General features: G+C 71.4%; 23 protein-coding genes. 17 read left to right on the plus strand and 6 right to left on the minus strand.

The window, feature by feature from the left end:
- The first annotated feature begins 319 nt into the window (after positions 1–319).
- The 7 genes from CITRI_RS0108210 (at position 320) to CITRI_RS0108240 (ending at position 5,176) form a co-directional block, all read left to right on the plus strand.
- A complete protein-coding gene (locus tag CITRI_RS0108210) occupies positions 320–679 on the plus strand; it encodes a LysM peptidoglycan-binding domain-containing protein (RefSeq protein WP_141566028.1) in 360 nt (119 codons plus the stop codon).
- Between the two features lie 136 nt (positions 680–815).
- Entirely contained in the window at positions 816–1,955 is a 1,140-nt protein-coding gene (locus CITRI_RS0108215; RefSeq protein WP_010144244.1) for a histidinol-phosphate transaminase, read from the plus strand.
- A 55-nt stretch (positions 1,956–2,010) separates the two neighbouring features.
- Complete coding sequence (hisB, locus tag CITRI_RS0108220; protein ID WP_010144245.1) at positions 2,011–2,628, plus strand: imidazoleglycerol-phosphate dehydratase HisB; 618 nt, start codon at positions 2,011–2,013, stop codon at positions 2,626–2,628.
- Positions 2,628–3,281: an imidazole glycerol phosphate synthase subunit HisH gene (gene hisH / locus CITRI_RS0108225; protein ID WP_010144246.1), complete on the plus strand. Its 654-nt coding sequence runs from the start codon at positions 2,628–2,630 to the stop codon at positions 3,279–3,281. The genes hisB and hisH overlap by 1 nt, the downstream gene beginning before the upstream one ends.
- Complete coding sequence (locus tag CITRI_RS19790; RefSeq protein ID WP_192807895.1) at positions 3,281–3,439, plus strand: hypothetical protein; 159 nt, start codon at positions 3,281–3,283, stop codon at positions 3,437–3,439. Before hisH ends, CITRI_RS19790 begins: the two co-directional genes overlap by 1 nt.
- A 37-nt stretch (positions 3,440–3,476) precedes the next feature.
- Positions 3,477–4,262: a bifunctional 1-(5-phosphoribosyl)-5-((5-phosphoribosylamino)methylideneamino)imidazole-4-carboxamide isomerase/phosphoribosylanthranilate isomerase PriA gene (priA, locus tag CITRI_RS0108235; protein WP_010144247.1), complete on the plus strand. Its 786-nt coding sequence runs from the start codon at positions 3,477–3,479 to the stop codon at positions 4,260–4,262.
- Positions 4,259–5,176, plus strand: a complete 918-nt coding sequence (locus CITRI_RS0108240) for an SseB family protein (protein ID WP_010144248.1) — start codon at positions 4,259–4,261, stop codon at positions 5,174–5,176. Before priA ends, CITRI_RS0108240 begins: the two co-directional genes overlap by 4 nt.
- Here the strand turns inward: CITRI_RS0108240 and CITRI_RS0108245 are convergent.
- The 4 genes from CITRI_RS0108245 to CITRI_RS18925 form a co-directional block, all read right to left on the minus strand.
- Entirely contained in the window at positions 5,166–5,705 is a 540-nt protein-coding gene (locus tag CITRI_RS0108245) for a MarR family winged helix-turn-helix transcriptional regulator (protein WP_010144249.1), read from the minus strand. The two genes, CITRI_RS0108240 and CITRI_RS0108245, sit on opposite strands and share 11 nt — an antisense overlap.
- Positions 5,680–6,393, minus strand: coding sequence for an FMN reductase (locus tag CITRI_RS0108250; protein WP_010144250.1), 714 nt, complete (start codon positions 6,391–6,393; stop codon positions 5,680–5,682). Before CITRI_RS0108250 ends, CITRI_RS0108245 begins: the two co-directional genes overlap by 26 nt.
- 3 nt (positions 6,394–6,396) lie before the next feature.
- A complete protein-coding gene (locus tag CITRI_RS18920; protein WP_010144251.1) occupies positions 6,397–6,876 on the minus strand; it encodes a hypothetical protein in 480 nt (159 codons plus the stop codon).
- Positions 6,877–6,943: 67 nt separating this feature from the next.
- The gene (locus CITRI_RS18925) at positions 6,944–7,573 is read right to left on the minus strand and encodes an LLM class flavin-dependent oxidoreductase (protein WP_010144253.1); all 630 of its coding nucleotides are present in this window, start codon (positions 7,571–7,573) and stop codon (positions 6,944–6,946) included.
- A 249-nt stretch (positions 7,574–7,822) separates the two neighbouring features.
- Between CITRI_RS18925 and CITRI_RS0108260 the strand changes: the two genes are divergently transcribed.
- On the plus strand, positions 7,823–9,187 hold the full coding sequence (locus CITRI_RS0108260; RefSeq protein ID WP_010144254.1) for an MFS transporter: 1,365 nt from the start codon (positions 7,823–7,825) through the stop codon (positions 9,185–9,187).
- 120 nt (positions 9,188–9,307) lie between these two features.
- Positions 9,308–10,531, plus strand: a complete 1,224-nt coding sequence (locus CITRI_RS0108265) for a cytochrome P450 (RefSeq protein ID WP_010144255.1) — start codon at positions 9,308–9,310, stop codon at positions 10,529–10,531.
- On the opposite strand, the gene CITRI_RS0108270 is transcribed toward CITRI_RS0108265, so the two are convergent.
- Complete coding sequence (locus CITRI_RS0108270; RefSeq protein ID WP_141566029.1) at positions 10,476–13,622, minus strand: FtsK/SpoIIIE domain-containing protein; 3,147 nt, start codon at positions 13,620–13,622, stop codon at positions 10,476–10,478. The genes CITRI_RS0108265 and CITRI_RS0108270 overlap by 56 nt on opposite strands.
- Before the next feature lie 274 nt (positions 13,623–13,896).
- Here CITRI_RS0108270 and CITRI_RS0108275 point away from each other — a divergent pair, with 274 nt between their 5' ends.
- The 7 genes from CITRI_RS0108275 to CITRI_RS0108305 all read left to right on the plus strand — a co-directional run bounded on the left by CITRI_RS0108275 (position 13,897) and on the right by CITRI_RS0108305 (position 18,491).
- Positions 13,897–15,120, plus strand: coding sequence for a CpaF family protein (locus tag CITRI_RS0108275; RefSeq protein WP_010144257.1), 1,224 nt, complete (start codon positions 13,897–13,899; stop codon positions 15,118–15,120).
- Positions 15,120–15,974: a type II secretion system F family protein gene (locus CITRI_RS0108280; RefSeq protein WP_010144258.1), complete on the plus strand. Its 855-nt coding sequence runs from the start codon at positions 15,120–15,122 to the stop codon at positions 15,972–15,974. The genes CITRI_RS0108275 and CITRI_RS0108280 overlap by 1 nt, the downstream gene beginning before the upstream one ends.
- Entirely contained in the window at positions 15,975–16,910 is a 936-nt protein-coding gene (locus tag CITRI_RS0108285) for a type II secretion system F family protein (protein ID WP_010144259.1), read from the plus strand. It begins immediately after the preceding gene.
- A 61-nt stretch (positions 16,911–16,971) separates the two neighbouring features.
- Positions 16,972–17,190 (plus strand): hypothetical protein, encoded by a 219-nt coding sequence (locus CITRI_RS0108290; protein WP_029139151.1) that lies wholly within the window; start codon positions 16,972–16,974, stop codon positions 17,188–17,190.
- Positions 17,191–17,192: 2 nt separating this feature from the next.
- On the plus strand, positions 17,193–17,564 hold the full coding sequence (locus CITRI_RS0108295) for a TadE family protein (RefSeq protein WP_010144261.1): 372 nt from the start codon (positions 17,193–17,195) through the stop codon (positions 17,562–17,564).
- A complete protein-coding gene (locus tag CITRI_RS0108300) occupies positions 17,548–18,009 on the plus strand; it encodes a hypothetical protein (protein ID WP_010144262.1) in 462 nt (153 codons plus the stop codon). Before CITRI_RS0108295 ends, CITRI_RS0108300 begins: the two co-directional genes overlap by 17 nt.
- A gap of 59 nt (positions 18,010–18,068) precedes the next feature.
- On the plus strand, positions 18,069–18,491 hold the full coding sequence (locus CITRI_RS0108305; protein ID WP_010144263.1) for a hypothetical protein: 423 nt from the start codon (positions 18,069–18,071) through the stop codon (positions 18,489–18,491).
- A 29-nt stretch (positions 18,492–18,520) separates the two neighbouring features.
- On the opposite strand, the gene CITRI_RS0108310 is transcribed toward CITRI_RS0108305, so the two are convergent.
- The gene (locus CITRI_RS0108310; protein WP_157998918.1) at positions 18,521–19,981 is read right to left on the minus strand and encodes an S-layer homology domain-containing protein; all 1,461 of its coding nucleotides are present in this window, start codon (positions 19,979–19,981) and stop codon (positions 18,521–18,523) included.
- A gap of 123 nt (positions 19,982–20,104) precedes the next feature.
- On the opposite strand from CITRI_RS0108310, the gene CITRI_RS0108315 reads away from it, so the two are divergent.
- A complete protein-coding gene (locus tag CITRI_RS0108315) occupies positions 20,105–20,311 on the plus strand; it encodes a hypothetical protein (RefSeq protein ID WP_010144267.1) in 207 nt (68 codons plus the stop codon).
- Positions 20,312–20,333 lie beyond the last annotated feature (22 nt).

The following is a 20,333-nucleotide window of genomic DNA, read 5'->3' on the forward strand; positions in this document are numbered from 1 at the left end:
GGATGATCCGCTGGCGCGCGGTCAGCGTCCGGGGGGCAGGGGCGGGCTGGGAGTCCGGTTCTGGTCGGGGAGTCCGGGAGGCCATTCGAAGATCCGTTCTTAGCGTGTCCGTGGTGCCGGTTGTGATGTCTCGTGGTTGTCCCGCGGGGAGTTGACGGGCCGTCACGTGCCTCCGAGGCTACCGGAGGGGCCGTGCGGATTCAAAGATATGTTCGAATAATGTTTGGCGTGTTTCGAACAGGCGTGCTAGACAAGAGGACGAACGGATAGAACACACGTTCGAACAGCCCGGTCACGCCGGGCGGAGAGGTTGAAGAGCATGAGCACTGCAGCATCGGTCATGACCCGCACCGCCGGCTCGGCCGGATTCCACCTGAACCGTCGCGGCCGTTTCCTCTTCGTCGGACTCCCGGTCCTCGTCCTGGCCGCGCTGGCTGCCGCGGTCGCCGTGTTCCTGGGCGCCCATGCCGTGGCCCCGGCCGCAGCATCGCCGGAGCGCCCCGTGGTCGCCCCGATCGAGTCCGTCACCGTGGACTACGGTGACACCCTGTGGTCCGTGGCCGGCCAGGTGGCCCCGGACGCCCCGCGCAATCAGACCATCCTGCGGATCGGCGAGCTCAATGACCTGACCGGTTCCGAGCTGCAGCCGGGGCAGGTCCTCTTCGTCCCCCGGGGTTGACGCGGGCACCACCGGAACCGCCACGGCCTCGGCCGGCCCGACGCCCGGTTCGAGACGCGTCAGAGGGGACCGTGGCGTGCCATGCACGGACGTCACCAGGGCTCGGCGAGCAGTTTGAGCGCCTAGGCTGTCTCGGGTGAGTGATGAGGATGCGATCTCGAGTCCGGAGGCCCTGGCCGCCCTGCCGTTGCGTGAGAACCTGCGGGGCCTGAGCCCCTACGGCGCGCCCCAGCTGGACGTGGCGGTGGCGCTGAACACGAATGAGAACACCCATCCGGTCCCGGACGAGGTGGTCGCCGCCATCGCGGAGTCCGTGGCCGCTGCCGCCGTGACGCTCAACCGCTACCCGGACCGTGAGTTCACCGAGCTGCGCAAGCGCCTGGCCGAGTACCTGGGGCACGGACTGTCCGCGGCGAACCTGTGGGCCGCGAACGGCTCCAACGAGATCCTGCAGCAACTGCTGCAGGCCTTCGGTGGGCCCGGGCGCACCGTGATGAGCTTCCCGCCCACCTACTCGATGTACCCGCTGCTGGCCGCCGGCACGGACACCCGGTACGTGGCCGGTGTCCGGGGGGAGGACTTCTCCCTGACGGCCGCCTCCGCGGCGGCCCAGGTCACCGAGCACCGGCCGGACGTGGTCCTGTTGTGCTCCCCGAACAACCCGACCGGCACCGCACTGGGGCTGGACGTCGTGCAGGCCGTCTATGACGCCGCCGAGGCCTACGGGGGAATGGTGGTCGTGGACGAGGCCTATGCCGAGTTCGCGCTCGCCGGCACGCGTTCCGCGCTCACCCTGTTGCCGGGCCGTCCGCGCCTGGTGGTCTCCCGGACCATGTCAAAGGCCTTCGCGCTGGCCGGTGCCCGCCTGGGCTACCTCGCCGCCGCCCCGGAGGTCACCGACGCCCTGCGCCTGGTGCGCCTGCCGTACCACCTCTCCGCGGTCTCCCAGGCCACGGCCAATGCCGCCCTGCAGCACTACGACGTCCTGCTCGAGAACGTCGAGGACATCAAGGCCCAGCGCGACCGGATCGTGGACGGGCTGCGCGATCTCGGTCTGGCACCGGCCGTCTCGGACTCCAACTTCGTGTTCTTCGGTGGACTGGCCGACTCCCACGCGGTGTGGCAGGGCCTGCTCGAGCGCGGGGTCCTGGTGCGCGACGTCGGGATCCCGCACCACCTGCGCGTCACCGCCGGGACCGAGGCGGAGACCACGGCGTTCCTCACCGCCCTGCGGGAGGTCCTGGCCGAGGCACCCGCCACGACGTCCGGCCAGTGACCGGCCCGGTAGACTGGACCACCGGATCCCCCCAACAGCAAGGAGCTGACAGAGCATGGGCGCAGAGCTGATCTCCGGCCGGAAGGCGCGGATGCAGCGCACCACCAGCGAGTCCGACGTCTACGTCGAGATGGACCTGGATGGAACCGGCACCTCCGAGATCTCCACCTCCGTGCCGTTCTACGACCACATGCTCACGGCGCTGTCCAAGCACTCGCAGATCGACCTGACGGTCCGCGCGACCGGGGACACCCACATCGACGTCCACCACACCGTCGAGGACGTGGCCATCACCCTCGGCGAGGTGCTCAGGACGGCGCTGGGGGACAAGAGGGGCATCCGCCGCTTCGGCGAGGCCTCGGTGCCGCTGGACGAGGCCCTGGCGCGCGCCGTCGTCGACGTCTCCGGCCGCCCGTACCTGGTGCACGAGGGCGAGCCCGAGGGCCAGCAGTACCACCTGATCGGCGGACACTTCACCGGGTCCATGACCCGGCACGTGTTCGAGTCGATCACCTACCACGCCTCGATCTGCCTGCACATGGACCTGGTTCGCGGCCGGGACCCGCACCACATCGTCGAGGCCCAGTTCAAGGCCTTCGCCCGCGCCCTGCGGGCCGCGGTCGAGGACGACCCCCGGGTCACCGGGGTGCCCTCCACCAAGGGTGCGCTCTGATGGCCGGTGTCACCGGCGCCGCCCGTCCCACCGTCGCCGTCCTGGACTACGGGTCCGGCAACACCCATTCCGCCGTGCGCGCCCTCCAGCGTGCCGGGGCGGATGCACGACTGACCGCGGATGCGGATGACGTGATGAACGCCGACGGGCTCGTGGTCCCCGGGGTGGGCGCCTTCCAGTCCGTCATGACCGCCCTCAAGGACCTCGGCGCGACCCGGTGGATCGGCCGGCGCGTGGCCGGTGGCCGGCCCGTGCTCGGCATCTGCGTGGGTCACCAGATCCTCTTCGACGCCGGCGTGGAGCACGGCGTGCGCACCGAGGGGATGGGGGAGTGGCCCGGCGTGGTCGAGGCCCTGCCGGCGCCGATCGTCCCCCACATGGGCTGGAACACGGTGCGCCCGGCAGAGGGCTCCGCACTGTTCCGGGGGATCGAGGACGAGCGCTTCTACTTCGTGCACTCCTACGGCGTCCTGAAGTGGGAGTTCGACCAGGCCCACGAGAAGATCGCCCCGCCCAGGGTGACCTGGGCGAACCACGGTGGGGACTTCATCGCCGCCGTGGAGAACGGCCCGCTCGCCGCCACCCAGTTCCACCCCGAGAAGTCCGGTGACGCCGGGATGCAGCTGTTGGCCAACTGGCTCGGAACCCTCTGATGCCCTTCTGGTCCACGCTGCTCATCGCCCTGGGCGGGCTGCTGATCGGCGGCGCCTGGTCGCTGCGCCAGCAGAAGGCGCCCGTGTGGCTGCAGGTCGGCTTCCTCGTGTGCGCCGTGCTGGCGATCGTCGCCGGCTTCGTCACCGCCTCGTCCTAGACCACACTCGTCCGATCGAACCGAGAGGAACCCCCTCATGAGCCAGACCCCGCAGAGCGCACCGGCGCTGGAACTGCTGCCCGCCGTCGACGTCCAGGACGGCCAGGCCGTGCGCCTCGTCCAGGGCGAGGCCGGCTCCGCCACCTCCTACGGCGACCCGCTCGAGGCCGCCCTGGCCTGGCAGAAGGCCGGCGCCGAGTGGATCCACCTGGTGGACCTGGATGCCGCCTTCGGCCGCGGGGACAACCGGGACGTGATGTCTCGCGTGGTGGACGAGCTCGGCGTGAAGGTCGAGCTCTCGGGCGGCATCCGGGACGACGCCTCGCTGGAGAACGCCCTGGCGATGGGTGCCACGCGCGTGAACCTCGGCACCGCGGCCCTGGAGGACCCGGAGTGGACCGCGCGGGTCATCGAGCGCTTCGGCGACCAGGTCGCCGTCGGGCTGGACGTGCGTGGCACCACCCTGGCCGCCCGCGGCTGGACGAAGGACGGCGGTGACCTCTGGGAGGTGCTCGACCGCCTCGAGCAGGCCGGCTGCGCCCGCTACGTGGTCACGGACGTCACCAAGGACGGCACGCTGAAGGGCCCGAACACCGAGCTGCTGGCCGAGGTGTGCACCAAGACCCACAAGCCCGTGGTGGCCTCCGGCGGCATCTCCTCGCTGGAGGACGTCGCCGCGCTGTACGCCATGGTCGGCCGGGGCGTGGAGGGCGCCATCATGGGCAAGGCCCTGTACGCAGGCCGGTTCACCCTCGAGCAGGCCCTGCTCGTGTCCCGCGGCGTGAGCGTGGAGGACGCCGTGAAGCAGGCCCCCATCCAGTGACCGGTCAGGACGGGGAGCGCCACCTGCCCGGGCACATCGAGGCGGCCATCCGGCGCAACCTGGAGCGCCAGCACCGGGACGAGTCCGGCCGCCCGGCGGACTCCGCGGGCGTGGCCTGGGAGGGCCGGGACCTGGGCGGGGCCGGTATCGACGGCTCGGCCAACCCGTTGCATGCCTTCGACACCGACGACGGCACCGCGGACCCGGCCTGGGGCCCGGTCCTGGACCGATTGGCGGCCGGGGAGGCCGGTGAGGCCGAGGTCGTGGACGCCCTGTCCCGCATGCGGGTCTTCGCCGCCGTGCTGCCGACCGTGGCCGAGCACGACGACCACGGCGGGGACGGGCCGCACGGAGACAAGGAGGCGGACGTCGCGCTGGTGACGCTCAGGGCTCCCGACGGCCGGGCCGCCCTGCCGGTGTTCACCAATGTCCCGGCGCTGACCGCCTGGCACCCCGACGCGCGGCCGGTGGCGACCTGGATGCCGCGGGCCTGCCTGTCCGCCGTGGACGAGGGTGCCGAACTGGTGGTCGTGGACCCGGCAGCCGAGCGCACGTTCGTGGTGCGCCGCCCGGCCGTCTGGGCACTGGCCCGGCAGCAGGCCTGGATCCCGTCCTACCAGGACACCGAACTGGCCGAGGAACTGGCGTCCGTGGTGGACCTCGTACCCGGACTGGCGAGGATCGCGCTGACGCCCGGGGCCGGCGTGGCCTCCCGGACCGCCTCCGGTGCCGTGCTGCCCGGCGGGGGCTCCGGGCCGGAACTGCGACTGGTGGCCTACCCGGACCCCGCGCTGGCGGCCTCCGGCGACGAGGCCGCGCTGCGGCTGATGGCCGCCACCCTGCAGCAGGTCCTCGGTGAGGTGCCGGCCCTGGCCGAACGGGCCGACTCCGTGGAGATCACGGTCAGCCGGTAGTCCCGGGATCCTCCGGTGCCCGTTCGCCGTCCTCCAGGGCGCAGCCCAGCCGGGAGAAGACCCGCAGCAGGGTCTCGGTCTCCTGCTCGTCGAGCCGGTCCATGAACAGGTCCTTCACCTGGCGCGCGTGCAGGGTCGCTGCCTTGCGGAACAGGCTCCGGCCGGCGTCGGTGATCACGGCCTCCGAGCCACGGCCGTCCTCCACGCAGGCGCGGCGCTCCACGAGCCCGCGCTTCTCCAGGGTCTTGACCTGATAGGTCACCCGCGAGGGCGAGAACACCATCAGGCTGGCCAGCTCGCCCATGCGCAGGTGCCCGCCCGGGGCCTCGGTGAGCAGCAGCAACAGGTTGTAGTCGGCCAGGTGCAGGTCCACACCCGCCTTCAGGCTCCGCTCGAGCCGGTCCTGCAGCAGGGCGGTCGCCTCGAAGTAGGCGCGCCAGGCCTGACGGGGGGTGTCCGCCGGCCGCCGTCCCGGGACCGCGCTGCGGGACCAGGAGCCGGTGTCACTCTCCGCGGAGGAGCTGGTCAAAGGGGATCACCTCCAGGGGTGCGGGCGCACCGGAGGCCCGGCGCGGGCGGGCGGGGAGCCGGCCGAGCACCGAGGCCAGGTCCGCCCCGGCCGCGGCGATGCGGGTCTGCAACGGCGTGGTGCGGGTGGAGGCCTGGCCGCCCTCGACCTCGCCCCAGTCGTCCGAGGCGGCGAAGATCCCCGAGGAGAGCACCTTGGTGCGCAGGTAGCTGAACAGCGGGCGCATCGCCGTGTCGATCATCAGCGAATGCCGCGGCGTACCGCCGGACGCGCCGAGCAGCACCGGGACGTCCCGGACGGCGTCGTCCTCCACGAGGTCCCAGAAGGACTTGAACAGCCCCGAGTAACTGGCCTTGAAGGTGGGGGAGACGGCGATGATGCCGTCGGCCTGGGACACCTCGTCAAGGGCCGCCTGCAGCGCCTCGGACCGGGACGGGTTGACCATCGCCTCGGCGATGTCCGTGGCCAGCAGGCGCAGCTCCACCACGTGCACCTCGGGGACGATCCCCTCGGCGGAGAGGCGGTCCGAGGCGGCGGCGGCCAGCCGGTCGGCCAGCTGGCGGGACGACGACGGGTCGCCTAGCCCGCCGGAGACCACCACCAGGTGCCGGGCCTGCGGGGTGAACGGATCGGTGTACTCGGGGGCGCCGAACGCCCCCGGGCCGCCGAGGTCCGGTAGCTCCTCCACGGCTCAGGCCCCGGCCTTCTCGGAAGCCTGGGTCTTCTCGGCGCGCTCCTGGGCGTCCTTCCAGGCCTGCGAGCCCTCCGCGCCGCCGGGCACCGGGTCCTCGCCGCGCTCGTGGCGGGCCACCAGGAACTCGTGGGTGGGGGCCTCCGGGACGTCGGCGGGCTTCAGGGCGGCGAACTCCTTGCGCAGCACGGGCAGGACCTCCTCGCCGAACAGGTCGATCTGCTCCAGCACCACGTCCGTGGGCAGTCCGGCGTGGTCGATGAGGAACATCTGGCGCTGGTAGTCGCCCACCCAGTCCCGGAAGGACAGGGTGCGCTCGATGACCTGCTGTGGGGAGCCCACGGTCAGCGGGGTCATCCGGGTGAACTGCTCCAGGGACGGACCGTGGCCGTAGACCGGGGCGTTGTCGAAGTAGGGGCGGAACTCGTTGACGGCGTCCTGGGAGTTCTTGCGCATGAACGCCTGGCCGCCCAGGGCCACGTAGGCCTGTGTGCCTTGCCGTGGCCGTAGTACTCGTAGCGCTGGCGGTAGAGCTGCACCATCTGGATCACGTGCTCCTTGTTCCAGAAGATGTTGTTGTGGAAGAAGCCGTCACCGTAGTAGGCGGCCTGTTCGGCGATCTCGGCCGAGCGGATGGAACCGTGCCAGACGAAGGGCGCGACGCCGTCGAGGGGCCGGGGGTCAGGGTGAAGTCCTGCAGTGGGGTGCGGAAGCGGCCCTGCCAGTCCACGTTCTCCTCGTGCCACAGCCGGTGCAGCAGGTGGTAGTTCTCCACGGCCAGCGGGATGCCCTGGCGGATGTCCTTGCCGAACCAGGGGTAGACCGGTCCGGTGTTGCCGCGGCCCATGGTCAGGTCCACGCGGCCCTCGGCCAGGTGCTGGAGGTAGGAGTAGTCCTCGGCCAGGCGCACCGGGTCCATCGTGGTGATCAGGGTGGTCGCCGTGGACAGGATCAGCTTCTGGGTCTGGGCGGCCAGGAACGCCAGCAGGGTCGGCGGGTTGCCGGGGGCCACGAAGGGCGGGTTGTGGTGCTGGCCCGTGGCGAAGACCTCGAATCCGGCCTGCTCGGCGTGCTGGGCGATCCTGACGGTGTCCTTGATGCGCTGGTGTTCGGTGGGCGTGGTGCCGTTGGTCGGGTCGGTGGTGATGTCACCGATGGTGAAGACGCCGAACTGCATGGTTGCTCCTCGAGTGGTGTGCCGGTGCTCTGGTGGCCTGTCGCCAGAATAGTGCAAATTTGAATCACCTGTACAACCGTCCCCCGGGCAGGACTATTCCCGACGGCGGCCGGGCCCCGCAACGGACCGGGTGCGCTCCGGGTGCACGACCGGCCGGGGCGGTCCGGGGCCACCGGCCCGTCCGGGACGGACCGCCGGGTGCTTCGACTGACCTGCGCGTTCGCCACCCCACCCGGATAGCATGCTGAGGTGAACTTCGCCGCCTACGGACACCTGCTGCGGGACCAGCGCATCCGCCGCGTCCTCGGCGTCGGGTTCGTCGCCCGGTTCCCCAACGCCGCCCTGGGCATCATCCTCACCCTGCACGTGGCCGTGACCCTGGGGGAGGGGTACGGGGCGGCCGGGCTCGCCGTGGCGGCCATGACCCTCGGCATGGCCGTGGGCTCCCCGTGGCGCGGCCGGCTGGTGGACCGGCTCGGCCTGCGCCGGGCCCTGGTGCCGTCCGTGGTCTCCCTGGGGGTCATCTGGACCGCGGTGCCCTTCCTGCCCTTCGCCTGGCTGCTCGTGGGGGCCTTCCTCGGCGGCCTGTTCGCCGTGCCCGTGTTCTCCCTGGTGCGCCAGTCCATCGGCGTGCTGACGCACGGCGCGCGGCGCGAGACCGCCTTCGCCCTGGACTCGATCATCACCGAGACGATCTTCATGATCGGCCCCGCCGTCGGTGCCGTCGTCGCCACGGCCTGGTCCAGCGCCTGGGGGCTGGCCATCGTCGGGTGGTCCGCGACGCTCGCCGGGCTCTACCTGATGTGGTTCAACCCGCCCACTCGCTCCTCGCAGCTCGCCCGCCCCGGCAGCAGCGGGGAGTACACGGCCGAGGAGGACCTGCGCCGGGCGGTGGACGGCGCCGTCCACGGTGCCCCGGCCCACCTGGACCTGACCGCCACCGAGGTGTCCACGGGCGCCATCCCCGTCATCCGGGCGGAGGACCACCGGCCCGCCGCGGGGGCGGACACCGGCGTCCGCCCCCGCCCGTTCGCCCGCCTGAAGGCCTCGTTCGGCTGGCTCAGCGGCACCGCGCTCGCGGTCCTGGCGGTCTCGATGGGCTCGGGCATGCTGATGTCCGGCACCGAGGTGGCGATCGTCGCCGAGCTGGAGCGTTCCGGGCAGGCCGCCCAGGCCGGCGTCGTCATCGCGTTCTGGTGCGGTGCCTCCGCGGTGGGCGGCATCCTCTACGGCGCACTGGGCCGTCGACTCTCGCCGCTGTCGCTCCTGACCCTGTTCGCCCTGGGGACCTTGCCGATGGCCCTGGTGGACGGCGTCTGGGCCCTGGCGGTCATCTCCCTCATCGGGGGACTGTTCACGGCTCCGACGCTTGCGGCCGCCTCCGCCCTGATGGCGCACGTGGTCTCCGAGGACCGCCGCGGCGAGGCCATGGGCTACTACGGTTCGGCCATGACCGCCGGGGCCGCGCTGGGCGCCCCCACGGCCGGGGCGTTCATCGACGGCATCTCGGCCGAGGCGGGCTACGTGTTCGCCGCGGCCGTGGCGCTGCTCATGGTGGGACTGGCGGTCCTGGCACGGACGATGCTGCGACGGCGCCGCAGGGCCCGGGCCTGAGGGCTTCGGCGGGCCGGCTCGGCGGCAGGCCACCGAACGCCTCGCGGACGGCGAGGGCTGGACGGGCCGGGCGTCCAGGGGCCGTCCCGACTCGCGGTCCCCGGTGGTACGGTCGGCACCGTGAGCGCTGAGGACCACGCCGCCGATGGGCTTGCCCACACGGCGGCCCCTGCCGTCGACCTGCCGGATTTCCCCGTCCCGAGCCACGACCCGCGCGCTGTCTCGGATGCCATCCGGCCCGATGCGCGGATCGCGCTGTCCTCGTCCGGGGCGATGGTGCTGCTGCGTCATGCCGACGTGGTCGCGGCCGCCCGGGACCCCGAGGTGTTCTCCTCGGCCGTCTCCCGGTTCCTGCAACTGCCCAATGGCCTGGACGGGAAGGAACACGCCGCGTTCCGCCGGCTGATCGGGCCGTACTTCACCGCCGAGCGCATGGCTGCCCTGGAGCCCGGGGTGCGCGAGGCCGCCCGGCAGGTGTGCGCTGAGGTGGCGGGGGCGGGCGCGGGGGCCGTGGGGTGTGACGCGGTCGGCGAGTTCGGCTCCCGGTTTGCCGTGCGGGCGATGATGCGATGGCTCGGGTGGCCGGCGGGCTTGGAACCGACCCTGGTGGAGTGGGTGGCGGACAACCAGGCGGCCACCCGGTCCGGGCGGTTGGACGCCACCGCGGACGTAGCCCGGCGGTATGACGAGATCATCCGGTCCGTGCTGGCCCCGCGGCGCGGCAGCGGCGGTGACGCGGACGGCATGCGCCAGGACGTCACGGCGGAGCTGATGAGTGACCGGGCACTGGGCCGGCCGCTCCGGGACGAGGAGCTGGTCTCCGTCCTGCGGAACTGGACCGGCGGGGACCTGGGTTCCATCGCCCTGAGCCTCGGTGTGGTCCTGCACTACCTGGCCACCCACCGGGCGCTCCAGGACCGGGTCCGGTCGGGCGTCACCCGGGGCGAGCTCACCGCGATCGTGGACGAGATCCTGAGGATCGACGACCCGTTCGTCGCCAACCGGCGCGTGACCACCTGCCCGGTCTCCCGGGGCGGGATCCAGGTGCCCGCGGGCCAACGGGTGGTCCTGAACTGGACGTCGGCGAACCGTGACGAGGAGGTCTTCGGCGACCCCGACCGCTTCGACCCGGACGGCAACGCCGGGAACAACCTGGTGTACGGCACGGGTCCGCACGTGTGTCCCGGCCGGCCCCTGGCCACCCTCGAACTGTGCGTGGCGGTGGAGGAGATCGTGGCGGCCTTCGCGGACATCACCCTCGACCCCGTCCTCCGGCCCGAGCGGTCCATCACGCCGAACGGCGGGTTCTCGTCGGTGCCGGTGGTGCTGACCCCGGCCCGGTGACGTCCAGTGCGAGCTGGACTGCGACGCCGGGCGCGGGGTGCTCGGACGTGACCATGACAGCGCGTCCCGGGACCTCTCGGACCCGGTGGAGAGTAGGCCAGACCATCCGCTGCTCCGGGGTGGAGCCGGCGGGGAGGTAGAAGCGGGTCGGCACCTGTCCGAGCACGCGCCCGCCGGCCAGCTCGCGGCCACCGAAAAGGGCCACGGCGAGCAGCGACGGCGAGTGATCGCGCAGGAGCAGCGACAGGTGTTCCTCCGTGGTCTCGTATCCCGTCCCGACGCGCAGTCCTGCCCACCGGCCCCAGGCGGTGACGACCAGGCGCACCGGCCGTCGCGCACCCAGGTCCTCCCGGACTTCTGCCAGCAACGCACCGAGCCGCTCGGCAGTGGCCAGCGCAGGGGAGAGGATCGTCCACTGGCCGGGGGAGTCGTGCTCACCGGGTCCGGTCCTGAACGGGCCCCCCTCGGGGAGGGTGCCGCCATCGCCGTCCAGGACCAGGGTGCGTGGAGGCGTGGCCGGCCCGGAGGGTGTCGCCGGAAGGTCGGCCAGCTGATGGAGGGTGGATCGTGCCGCCTCCCGGATCCCGCCGGTGTCCGTCCCGATCCAGGCCACCGGGCCGTCCCCGCCCGGCCTCCAGGCCACGGGCCCCTGTCGTCGTGCACCCGGGACATCGGCCAGTCCCACGACGACGGCGCCGGGGTGTGCGAGGCGCTCGGCGGTCGTCGGGCACCAGCGATCGGGCAAGGCCGGCATGACGACCGGTTCGGGTATGGCGAGTCTCCCTCGCTCGACACCGCAGCGGATCCGGTCGACGATGCCGGGCCAGTCGGCTGGCCTGCCCCCGTCCGGGTCACCTCCTGGGGTACCGTCGCCGCCCTCCCAGGGGACCAGGTCCGGTGGACCTGGCGGTGCGGTGAACCGGCCGGTCTGGAAGGCCCTGGGAGGTGCACCGCCGTGCCGGATGAAGGCCTGCCCGGGGGAGTCGGCGTCGATGGAATGCGCCTGGGGGGATCCGAGCAGATCCCAGGATTCCTGTTCGGTGGCCGTCCTCAAGCAGACGATCGTGCCCAGGTTGGAGCGCACGTCGGGGCCCACCGCGCCCTGGGCCCGCTGGGTGGCGAGCACGAGGTGGAAACCGAGGGAGCGGCCGGTGGCCGCCAGTCGCGCCAGGACCGCTGCCGACTGGGGATGGTCCTCGACGAGGACACGAAGCTCGTCGATGGCCACGACCAACCGGGGCAGCACCTCTCTCGGGTGTGAACGGCGGTACGCGGCGAAGTCGACGCTCCCGGCCGCCAGGAAGAGCTCTTCCCGGTGACGCAATTCGGCCGTGAGGGCGTCGAAGGTCCGCAGGGACTCTGCCTCGACCAGGTTGGTCTCGACGGACATCGTGTGCGGGAGTCCGGACAGCGGTGCGAACGATGATCCGCCCTTGAAGTCCATCAGCACGAAAGACACCTCACCCGGGGGGTACGCCGCGGCCAGCCCGGTGAGGACGGTGAGCAGCAGCTCGGATTTGCCCGATCCCGTGGTCCCCGCGATCATGGCGTGCGGACCCTCGCGGACCAGGTCGAGGCGGACCGGATCGGTGCCACCGGTGAGCGGTGACCGCAGGGACGACACCGACGTGTGGGGGCGATCCGGCAGCGGGAGTTCCATGCGGGGCGGTGACGGGGGCACGCGGGGGCCCGGGGAGCCACCGAGCTCGTCCACGAGCCAGCCCGCGGTCGAGGCGGACATGCCGTGCCACCGGAGGTCCTCGTAGTCCAGGCCGCCGACGGTGGCACGGGCCTGATCGGGAAGTATCCGATCACCCCCGGTCCGGTCGTCCCCACCATCCTCCGCTCCACCGAGCACGACGCGGTGCCAGCCCACCGGTAAGGCTCCATCCCCAGCTCCGGCGTGCAGGACGGCCGTGCCCTCGACCGCCGTGATGCCGCCCCCGAACCAGGCGTCGCCTGCCGATCTCCGGACGAGGACGCCGCGGGAGGTGGCAACCGCGTCCCGGCACAGCTGGACCACCAGCCAGTGGGAGATCGCCTCCACCGTCGAACGCTGGCCGATGACCCGGGTGGTCCCCCCGGGATGCAGTTCGGTGATGACCGGCACGGTGGCCCGTGACCACGCCGACCAGTCGGCACCCTCCCGGTCCGTCGCCAGGGGCAGCGTGGCGGTGCCGGTACCCCAGCGGATGAGTGGCGGCGCAGCGGCCGGTTCGAGGGTGCCGAAACGATCCGTGGCGGCCGACCGGGCCGCAAGGGCCATCGCGCCGGGGGCGGGAGCCAACGTCTCCAGCCGTTCCCCGAGGCGAGCGGCCTCCGCGGTGATCCGGCGGCCGTGTGCGGACCGGGCCGAACGGTGCTGGGCCCACATCACGCCGGCAACCCCCACCGAGATGAGACTGAACAACAGGAAGTACCAGTGACCGGTCACCACGGCCAGCACGAGACCGATGACCAACGGCCCCAGGGCCATGACGGCCTGCATGACGACGTTCGGGCGCGTCGGTTCCTGGCCGGGAGCAAGGGTGAGGGACGGTAACGGTGCCCTGGCGGGCAACGGTTCGGGCCGTCCCCGAACGAGGCGGAACCCCGAACTGCCCTCCCTCCACGGGGAGGAACCCGTCCGGGGTGGGCCGTTGTCGTCGGTGGCCGGGTTGGCGCGGGATCCGGCGAGGTGGACGATCCGGACGCCATCCGGTTCGACGACGGCCCGGAAGTGGGGTGCGGACAGGAAGGGATCGGCGACCCTCAGGTCTGAGTGGTTGCGGCCCACCGACACCCCGGACCGGGGCAGGGGAGCCAGCAGCCCGGTGTCGGGCCCGTCCTCGACCACCAGGACGACCTCCGGGCCACTCTCGCGCCCGGTGGCCGGACGTGCTGACGGGCGGGCGACCACGCACAGGGTGGGGCCCGGACCCAGGACGTCGGTTCCCGCCTCTTCCAGCGGTCTGCCGCACACCGAGAAGCGGTACCCGGGCAGTCGATGCCGTAGCAGTGCGTCCCATCTCGGGCCATCGGCCCCCTCCATGTTCCGTGCCGACCACCAGCACGGCACGCCGTCCGCCAGGCCCAGGATGCGCACTCGCATGGATGCCACCTCCTCCGGTCCCGATCGCCGTAGTGGGCACCAGTCCTGTCACAGGCGATGCCACTGTCCCGGGCCCACTCTCATCCCCGGGAAGGACACGGCGCACGCGCTCGCCGTCAGGTTGTGGACGACACGCCCGGTGGACGCGGACCGGCCGTGCCGCCGGTCGGGTTCTCCACAGTCAATGTAAAGGTGACATGCGCGTTCCCCGACGGGGTCGGTACTCTCGGTGGGAGGGATGAGGCCCGAGCAGGGCATGCATGGAGGGGGAACCATGGACGCCGTCCGAATACTGACCGATGAGGTCCGCGAACTGATCCGCCGACGCGGCATGGATCCACTGAACGAACCGGACGAGGTACGCCGCCTGGTGCTGGACGCCACGGCCGACTACGACGCGCGCTCGCTCATCGGTTCCCTGCCGCTGCTGGCAGACCGGGACGAGGCGGCCCGGACGGTCTTCGATGCCGTGGCCGGGTACGGCCCCCTGCAACCGCTGCTGGACGACGACTCCGTCGAGGAGATCTGGATCAATGCTCCCAACGAGGTGTTCTGCGCCCGTGGCGGGGTCTCCGAGCTGACGAGCATCATCCTGACCGAGGAGAACGTCCGTGACCTCGTGGAACGGATGCTGAAGTCCTCCGGCCGTCGCCTGGACCTGTCATCACCGTTCGTGGACGCTGCACTGCCGGACGGGTCACGCCTGCACGTGGTCATCCCGGACATCACCCGACGGCACTGGTCGGTCAACATCCGCAAGTTCGTGGTCCGCGCACACCACCTCGAGGACCTGGTGCGCTCCGGGTCCCTGAGCGCCGAGGCAGCTCGCTATCTGGACGCCAGCGTCGATGCCGGACTCAACATCCTCGTCTCCGGCGCGACCCAGGCCGGCAAGACCACCCTGCTGAACTGCCTGTCCGCCTCCATCGGCAGCCGTGAACGAGTCGTCACCGTGGAGGAGATCTTCGAGCTCAAGCTGCCCCTGCGCGACGTGGTGCAGATGCAGTGCCGCCAGCCGAACCTCGAGGGCAACGGGGAGATCCCGTTGCGCCGCCTGGTCAAGGAGGCCCTGCGCATGCGCCCGGACCGGTTGATCGTCGGTGAGGTACGCGAGGCGGAGAGCCTGGACATGCTCGTGGCCCTGAACAGTGGACTTCCGGGGATGTGCACGATCCACGCGAACAGTGCCTCTGATGCCCTGACCAAGATCTGCACGCTACCCCTGATGGCCGGAGAGAACATCTCGCGGAACTTCGTGGTTCCCACGGTGGCCTCCTGCTTCGACCTCGTGGTGCACTGTGCCCGGGACCGGCACGGGCGGCGGTACGTGGAGGAGATCCTCGCCGTCGGTTCGCGGGTGGAGGAGGGCATCATCGAGTCCTCCACGGTCTTCCACCGGGTCGACGGCCAGCTCGTGCTCAATCCCTCGGCCATGCTGGAGAACGGCAAGCTCGAGGCCCACGGATACGACGCTCGCACCGTGGTCGGGGTCGGCTGATGGCACTGATGCTGGGCCTGACATTGGGAGCTGGCCTCTTCCTGGTGTGGTGGTCCCTCTGGCCGAGGGAGGCCCGGCGAGAGGTCTCCGCGCCCCACGACAGCAGGCTGCGTCAGTTGCTCGCCCGGGCCGGCGTGGAGCAGGTGGGCCCGGCCGGCGTCGTGGCGGCCACGGTCGGCAGCGCGCTCGTCTCCCTGCTGATGGTCTTCCTCGTCACCAGGACGGTGAGCATCGCCCTGTGCTTTGCCCTCTTCGGCGCCCTGGTGCCATGGGTTGCCCTGCGCTGGCAGGCCCGCAAGCGACAGACCCTGTTGCGGGACGTCTGGCCGGACGCCGTGGACCACCTCCGCTCGGCGATCCGGGCCGGTCTGACACTGCCCGAGGCCCTCATCCAGCTGGGGGAGAAGGGACCGGAGGAACTGCAGCCGGCCTTCCGGGAGTTCTCCCGGGACTACCGCTCCGGCCAGAGGTTCACCGACGCGCTGGACAACCTCAAGTTCAGGATGGCCGACCCGGTGGCCGACCGGCTCGTCGCCGCACTGCGACTGACCCGCGACGTCGGTGGCGCTGACATCGGCAACCTGCTGTCCACCCTCGCGGAGTTCCTGCGCGAGGATGCCCGGACCCGCAGCGAGTTGGAGTCCCGCCAGTCCTGGACCGTCAACGCCGCCCGACTGGCCGTCGCGGCGCCCTGGGTGGTCCTGTTGCTGCTGGGCACCCAACCGGAGGCCGTCCGTGCCTACCAGTCACTGAGCGGGGCCCTGGTCCTGGCCGGTGGTCTCGTGGTCTCGGTGGTGTGCTATCAGCTGATGCTGCGGATCGGCGCCCTGCCGGACGAGAAGAGGGTGCTCTAGATGTCCACGCTGATGACGGCAGGGATCCTCGGACTGATCCTGGGCGCCGGCCTGGCCCTCGTGGTGGTGGCCGTGCCCTGGGGGTGGCAACCCTCCCTGGTCCGTCGGGTGTCGCCACAACTGCGCAACCAGGCACCCGCCTCGTCCCTCTTGCGCGAACACCAGAAGGTGTCTCCGTGGGGAGCATTGGGACGGATCCTGCACCCCGTGCTGGCCGAGGGTGTCCGCCAGCTGGGGAGGTTCAACCTGGGCCAGCAGGCACTGGAGCGCAAGATCGAGGCCTCCGGCTCCGAGCTCTCGGTCCAGGACTATCGGGCCCAGCAGCTCATCACCGCGGCCGCGGGAGCGGCAGTCGGGATGGCCACCTGCGTGGCACTGGCCGTCCATGGCGGTCTCCATCCCGTCGTGGGTGTCGTGATCGTGGGGGCCCTGGCCGTGGTCGGGTTCTTCCTGCGCGACAACCTGCTGACCAGCCAGCTCAGGCGTCGTCGCGCCCGCATCCTCAGTGAGTTCCCGTCCATCGCCGAGCTCTTCGCCATGTCCGTCAGCGCGGGCGACAGCGCCCCCGGCGCCCTGGAGCGGGTGGCCACCTCGGCACGCGGAGCACTGGCCGAGGAATTCGGCACGGTCCTGGCCGACATGCGCGCGGGGGCCTCCATCCACACCGCGCTGAAGGCGTGTGCCCGCCGCGTCCAGCTGGCACCCGTGGATCGCTTCATCGAGGGGATCCTCGTGGCGCTGGAACGGGGCACGCCGCTGGCGGACGTCCTCCGGGCCCAGGCCAAGGACGTCCGGGAACTCTCCAAGCGCGAACTACTGGAATCGGCCGGGCGCAAGGAGATCGGCATGATGACGCCGCTCGTCTTCGGCATCCTGCCGCTGACCGTGGTCTTCGCGATCTTCCCGGGGATCTCGATCATGAACCTCGGCTTCTGAGAACGCCCATCCGACCGACCTCGAGCACCACCCCACCACCGAACCCATGAAGGGGGACACCATGCAGCACCACCAGGACACCACCGGCCTCACGCACCGCGCGCTCGCGGCACTGAGGGCCTTCATCGCCGGGGCCCGCACCGACGAACGGGGTGACGTACCCGGGTGGGTGATGATCACCCTGATGTCGGCGCTGCTCGTCGCGGGGCTGCTGGCCATCGCGGGACCGGCGCTGACCGACCTCTTCAACCAGGCCATCAGCCAGGTCTCCACCAACTGACGGTGGGCGAGTCAGAGCGCGGCTCGGCGGTCGCCGAGTCCGTGATGGTGATGGCCCTGCTGGCCGTCCTCTTCGCCGCCATCCTGCAGTTCGGACTGATCATCCACGTGCGCAACACGCTCATCGACGCCGCCAGTGCCGGTGCGCGCTATGGCGCACTGGGGGATCGGACACCCACCGACGGCGCCGCGCGGACCCGGGAGTTGCTCACCGGTTCGATCCCGGGCGGGGCCGAGGCGGAGGTCTCCGCCGGGCTGGTCGACGGAGCGGGCAGCACCATGGTGCGGGTCACCGTCCGCACGCAGATGCCGATGGTGGGGTTCCTCACCGGCCCGGTCCGTCTGGAGGCGGACGGTCATGCCTTCCGTTACTGAGCGCCCGCTGACGGTCGACCGGGTCGATCCGTCAGGGGAGCACGGCTCGGCCACCGTGGAGTTCGTCCTGCTGGCCGCACTGTTGCTGATCCCGGTCGTCTACTTCCTGATGCTGACCAGCCAGATCCAGTCGGCGGCCTATGCCTCGGTGGCCGCCGCGGACCAGGCGGCCAAGGCCATGGTGGCGGCCCCCGACGAGGCGGAGGCCGCCCAGCGCGCCGACCGCGTCGTCGCCCTGACCCTCGCGGACTACGGTCTGACCCCGGCCACGCACCGGTCCAGCATCTCGTGCACCTCGACCCCATGCCTGGAACCGGGGTCCTCGGTGGCCGTGGAGGTCGCCGTCCGGGTCCCGGTTCCGCTGCTGCCCCAGGGCCTGAGATGGGACACGGCCGTCGCCACCGTCACCAGCAGCTCCCAGCAACCGGTTCCGAGGTTCGGATGAGACGGATGGGCGTAATCGACAGGAGGCCCCGCGCGGGCCGGGACCAACGCAGTTCTGGCGTGGCGGCAGAGGACGGACAGACCACCGTACTCGTCGTGGGGTTGACCGCGGTCTGCCTGCTCCTGGCCACGGTGATCCTGGCGGTCACGGCCGTGAACATCGAGGCCCGCCGGCTGCTCTCCGCGGCCGACGGTGCCACGATGGCGGCCGCCGACAGCTACCGGATCGACGCGGACCAGGACAACGCACCGGTGCTCACCCGCGAGCAGGCGAGCGCCGCGGTCACCCAGTACCTGTCCGCCGCGGGGGCCCACGGGCGGTTCGACGGCCTGACCGTCCGGAGCGTGTCCGTCACCGACGGCGGCCGCACGGTGGAGGTCGTGCTCACCGCCACCGCGCACCCACCGGTCGTGAACTGGGTCGTTCCCAGCGGTGTCAGCGTGGCCGCCACGAGTTCCTCCCGCACCTCACTGACCCGTTGAGGCCGCGACGGCAGGGGCTCAGCGTTGGATCACGGCCGCACGCCGGCGATGAGCTTCCGGGCCGAGGTCATCTGGGCCGAGGTGCACGTGCCCCCGTAGCCCACGGTCCAGGTGGTCCCGCCGGACGTGAACGCGCGCCGGGCTCCCATGGCATCGGCCATGCAATCGGCCATGTGCTCCACGCCGCTCTCCCGGCCGTTCGGGTAGATCTGGCCCATCCGGGAGTTCAGGGCGGCATTGTCATAGCGATAGGCGCGGTACTGCAGGATGTGCGCGCACTCGTGCAGCTGGACCGCCCGGGCGGGAACGGAGTCGGGGTCCAGGTCGTGACCGAGACCGATCAGCTCCGCCACGTCGTAGGTGGACGGCCACTGCGGGTACCCGCTGACCTCGAACTGCGCCCAGGCGTTGGAGCCGTCCACGGTCTTGGCCATCGGGATGTCCCAGCACCAGAGCGCCATGTTGTTCGCGGCGCGGTGGTTGTACGTGGTGGGCTCCGGGTACGGGACCTGGGTGGTCCCGGGCTTGCCCCGGGCGAGGAAGTCCGAGTTGACCCAGCCGATGGCGCTCCCGGCCCGGACCCGGGTCATCGAGCCCTTCTCGCCCAGCCGCACGATCCCGCTCTGGGGCGCCAGGTTCCGCACCGGGCGGGTGCGCGGGTTGGCGGTGGCGTGCAGGGGTGTGAGCACCGTCGTCCACCGGTCGGCGGCGGACGTCGGCAGGGTGCCCTCCCTGACCAGGTCGAAGGAGTAGAGGAACTTGGCGGCCTCACCCCGGGTCACCGGGCGGGTCGGACGGAAGGATCGGTCCGTGTAGCCGGAGATCATCCCGGTGGACTGCAACCAGGCCGCCGCCGTGAAGAACCCGGAGTGCGGTGACATGTCCGAATACGGTGAGTACGCCGTCGTGCGGTAGGTCTTGCCGGACATCCGGTAGAGGAAGGACGCCAGCTCGCCGCGGGAGATGTCCCTGTTCCGATTGAAGGTGCCGTCCGCGTGCCCAGCGCTGTACCCCTTCTCCTTCATCCAGGACACCGCCGTGAAGTATGCGCCCCCGACGGGAACATCGAGGAAGTCGACCGTGGTGCCGGGGTCGTGGCGCTCGCCGGAGAGTCGGTAGAGGAACATCGCCGTCTCCCCGCGGGACAGCTGCCTGCTCAACCCGAAGGTCCCATTGGCGTAGCCGGCGGTCAGCTCCTGGCAGGCCATCCAGTTCACGTACCGGTAGTACGAGTGACTCGGGGGGATGTCCCGGAAATCACGGACGGCACACGCGTTCATCCGGCCCGACCGGGTCTCGGGTGCCGCGGGCGCCTCGGGCAGCTTCTCCAGCCCGTCCACGTCGACGCCGTCGACCGCAATCGGCACCGGTTCGGAGGTCACCGACTCGGCGATGAGCGGGGCCTCCGTGCTCGACGGCGGCGCGGCGACTGCAGAACCGGTGGGCGTCAGGACCAGGGTCAGGGCGGCGAGTGCCGAGAGGAGCTTCACGGCTTCCATTCTGTTGTCTCTCCATGTCAGCGAGGGGGATGCTACCCAATCGTGACCTGTCGGCCGGTCTCTCGGTCGCCCCGCGGGACCACGCCGTCCCGCCACGCCCGTTAGAGTGCGGCCATGGACACCGAGGACGACCCCACGCTGGATCTGGCCAGGCTCCTGCGCTGGGAGGACTCCGGCGGCGGGTGGCGGGTGGTCGCCGTCGGCAACGGGTCCCTGACCCTGTCCCTGGTGACCTGTGATGGCGGGGAGGAGATGGGAATCCTGACCTCCGCCGAGTCCTCGGTACTCGATCACGTGGGCAGGCGGATGCGGTATCCCTGAGCCCGCCCCACATCGCGGTAGG

The sequence above is a fragment of the Citricoccus sp. CH26A genome, assembly GCF_000224415.1.
Lineage (GTDB): Bacteria > Actinomycetota > Actinomycetes > Actinomycetales > Micrococcaceae > Citricoccus.

What these genes read in the sequence shown, in the direction of transcription:
- CITRI_RS18925 (WP_010144253.1), bottom strand. Translation starts at nt 7,573, where the DNA reads ATGCAGTTCGGCGTCTTCACCATCGGTGACATCACCACCGACCCGACC.
- CITRI_RS0108300 (WP_010144262.1), top strand. Translation starts at nt 17,548, where the DNA reads ATGCCTTCCGTTACTGAGCGCCCGCTGACGGTCGACCGGGTCGATCCG.
- CITRI_RS19790 (WP_192807895.1), top strand. Translation starts at nt 3,281, where the DNA reads ATGCCCTTCTGGTCCACGCTGCTCATCGCCCTGGGCGGGCTGCTGATC.
- hisH (WP_010144246.1), top strand. Translation starts at nt 2,628, where the DNA reads ATGGCCGGTGTCACCGGCGCCGCCCGTCCCACCGTCGCCGTCCTGGAC.
- CITRI_RS0108285 (WP_010144259.1), top strand. Translation starts at nt 15,975, where the DNA reads ATGTCCACGCTGATGACGGCAGGGATCCTCGGACTGATCCTGGGCGCC.
- hisB (WP_010144245.1), top strand. Translation starts at nt 2,011, where the DNA reads ATGGGCGCAGAGCTGATCTCCGGCCGGAAGGCGCGGATGCAGCGCACC.
- CITRI_RS0108280 (WP_010144258.1), top strand. Translation starts at nt 15,120, where the DNA reads ATGGCACTGATGCTGGGCCTGACATTGGGAGCTGGCCTCTTCCTGGTG.
- CITRI_RS0108315 (WP_010144267.1), top strand. Translation starts at nt 20,105, where the DNA reads ATGGACACCGAGGACGACCCCACGCTGGATCTGGCCAGGCTCCTGCGC.
- CITRI_RS0108210 (WP_141566028.1), top strand. Translation starts at nt 320, where the DNA reads ATGAGCACTGCAGCATCGGTCATGACCCGCACCGCCGGCTCGGCCGGA.
- CITRI_RS0108290 (WP_029139151.1), top strand. Translation starts at nt 16,972, where the DNA reads ATGCAGCACCACCAGGACACCACCGGCCTCACGCACCGCGCGCTCGCG.
- CITRI_RS0108270 (WP_141566029.1), bottom strand. Translation starts at nt 13,622, where the DNA reads ATGCGAGTGCGCATCCTGGGCCTGGCGGACGGCGTGCCGTGCTGGTGG.
- CITRI_RS0108275 (WP_010144257.1), top strand. Translation starts at nt 13,897, where the DNA reads ATGGACGCCGTCCGAATACTGACCGATGAGGTCCGCGAACTGATCCGC.
- priA (WP_010144247.1), top strand. Translation starts at nt 3,477, where the DNA reads ATGAGCCAGACCCCGCAGAGCGCACCGGCGCTGGAACTGCTGCCCGCC.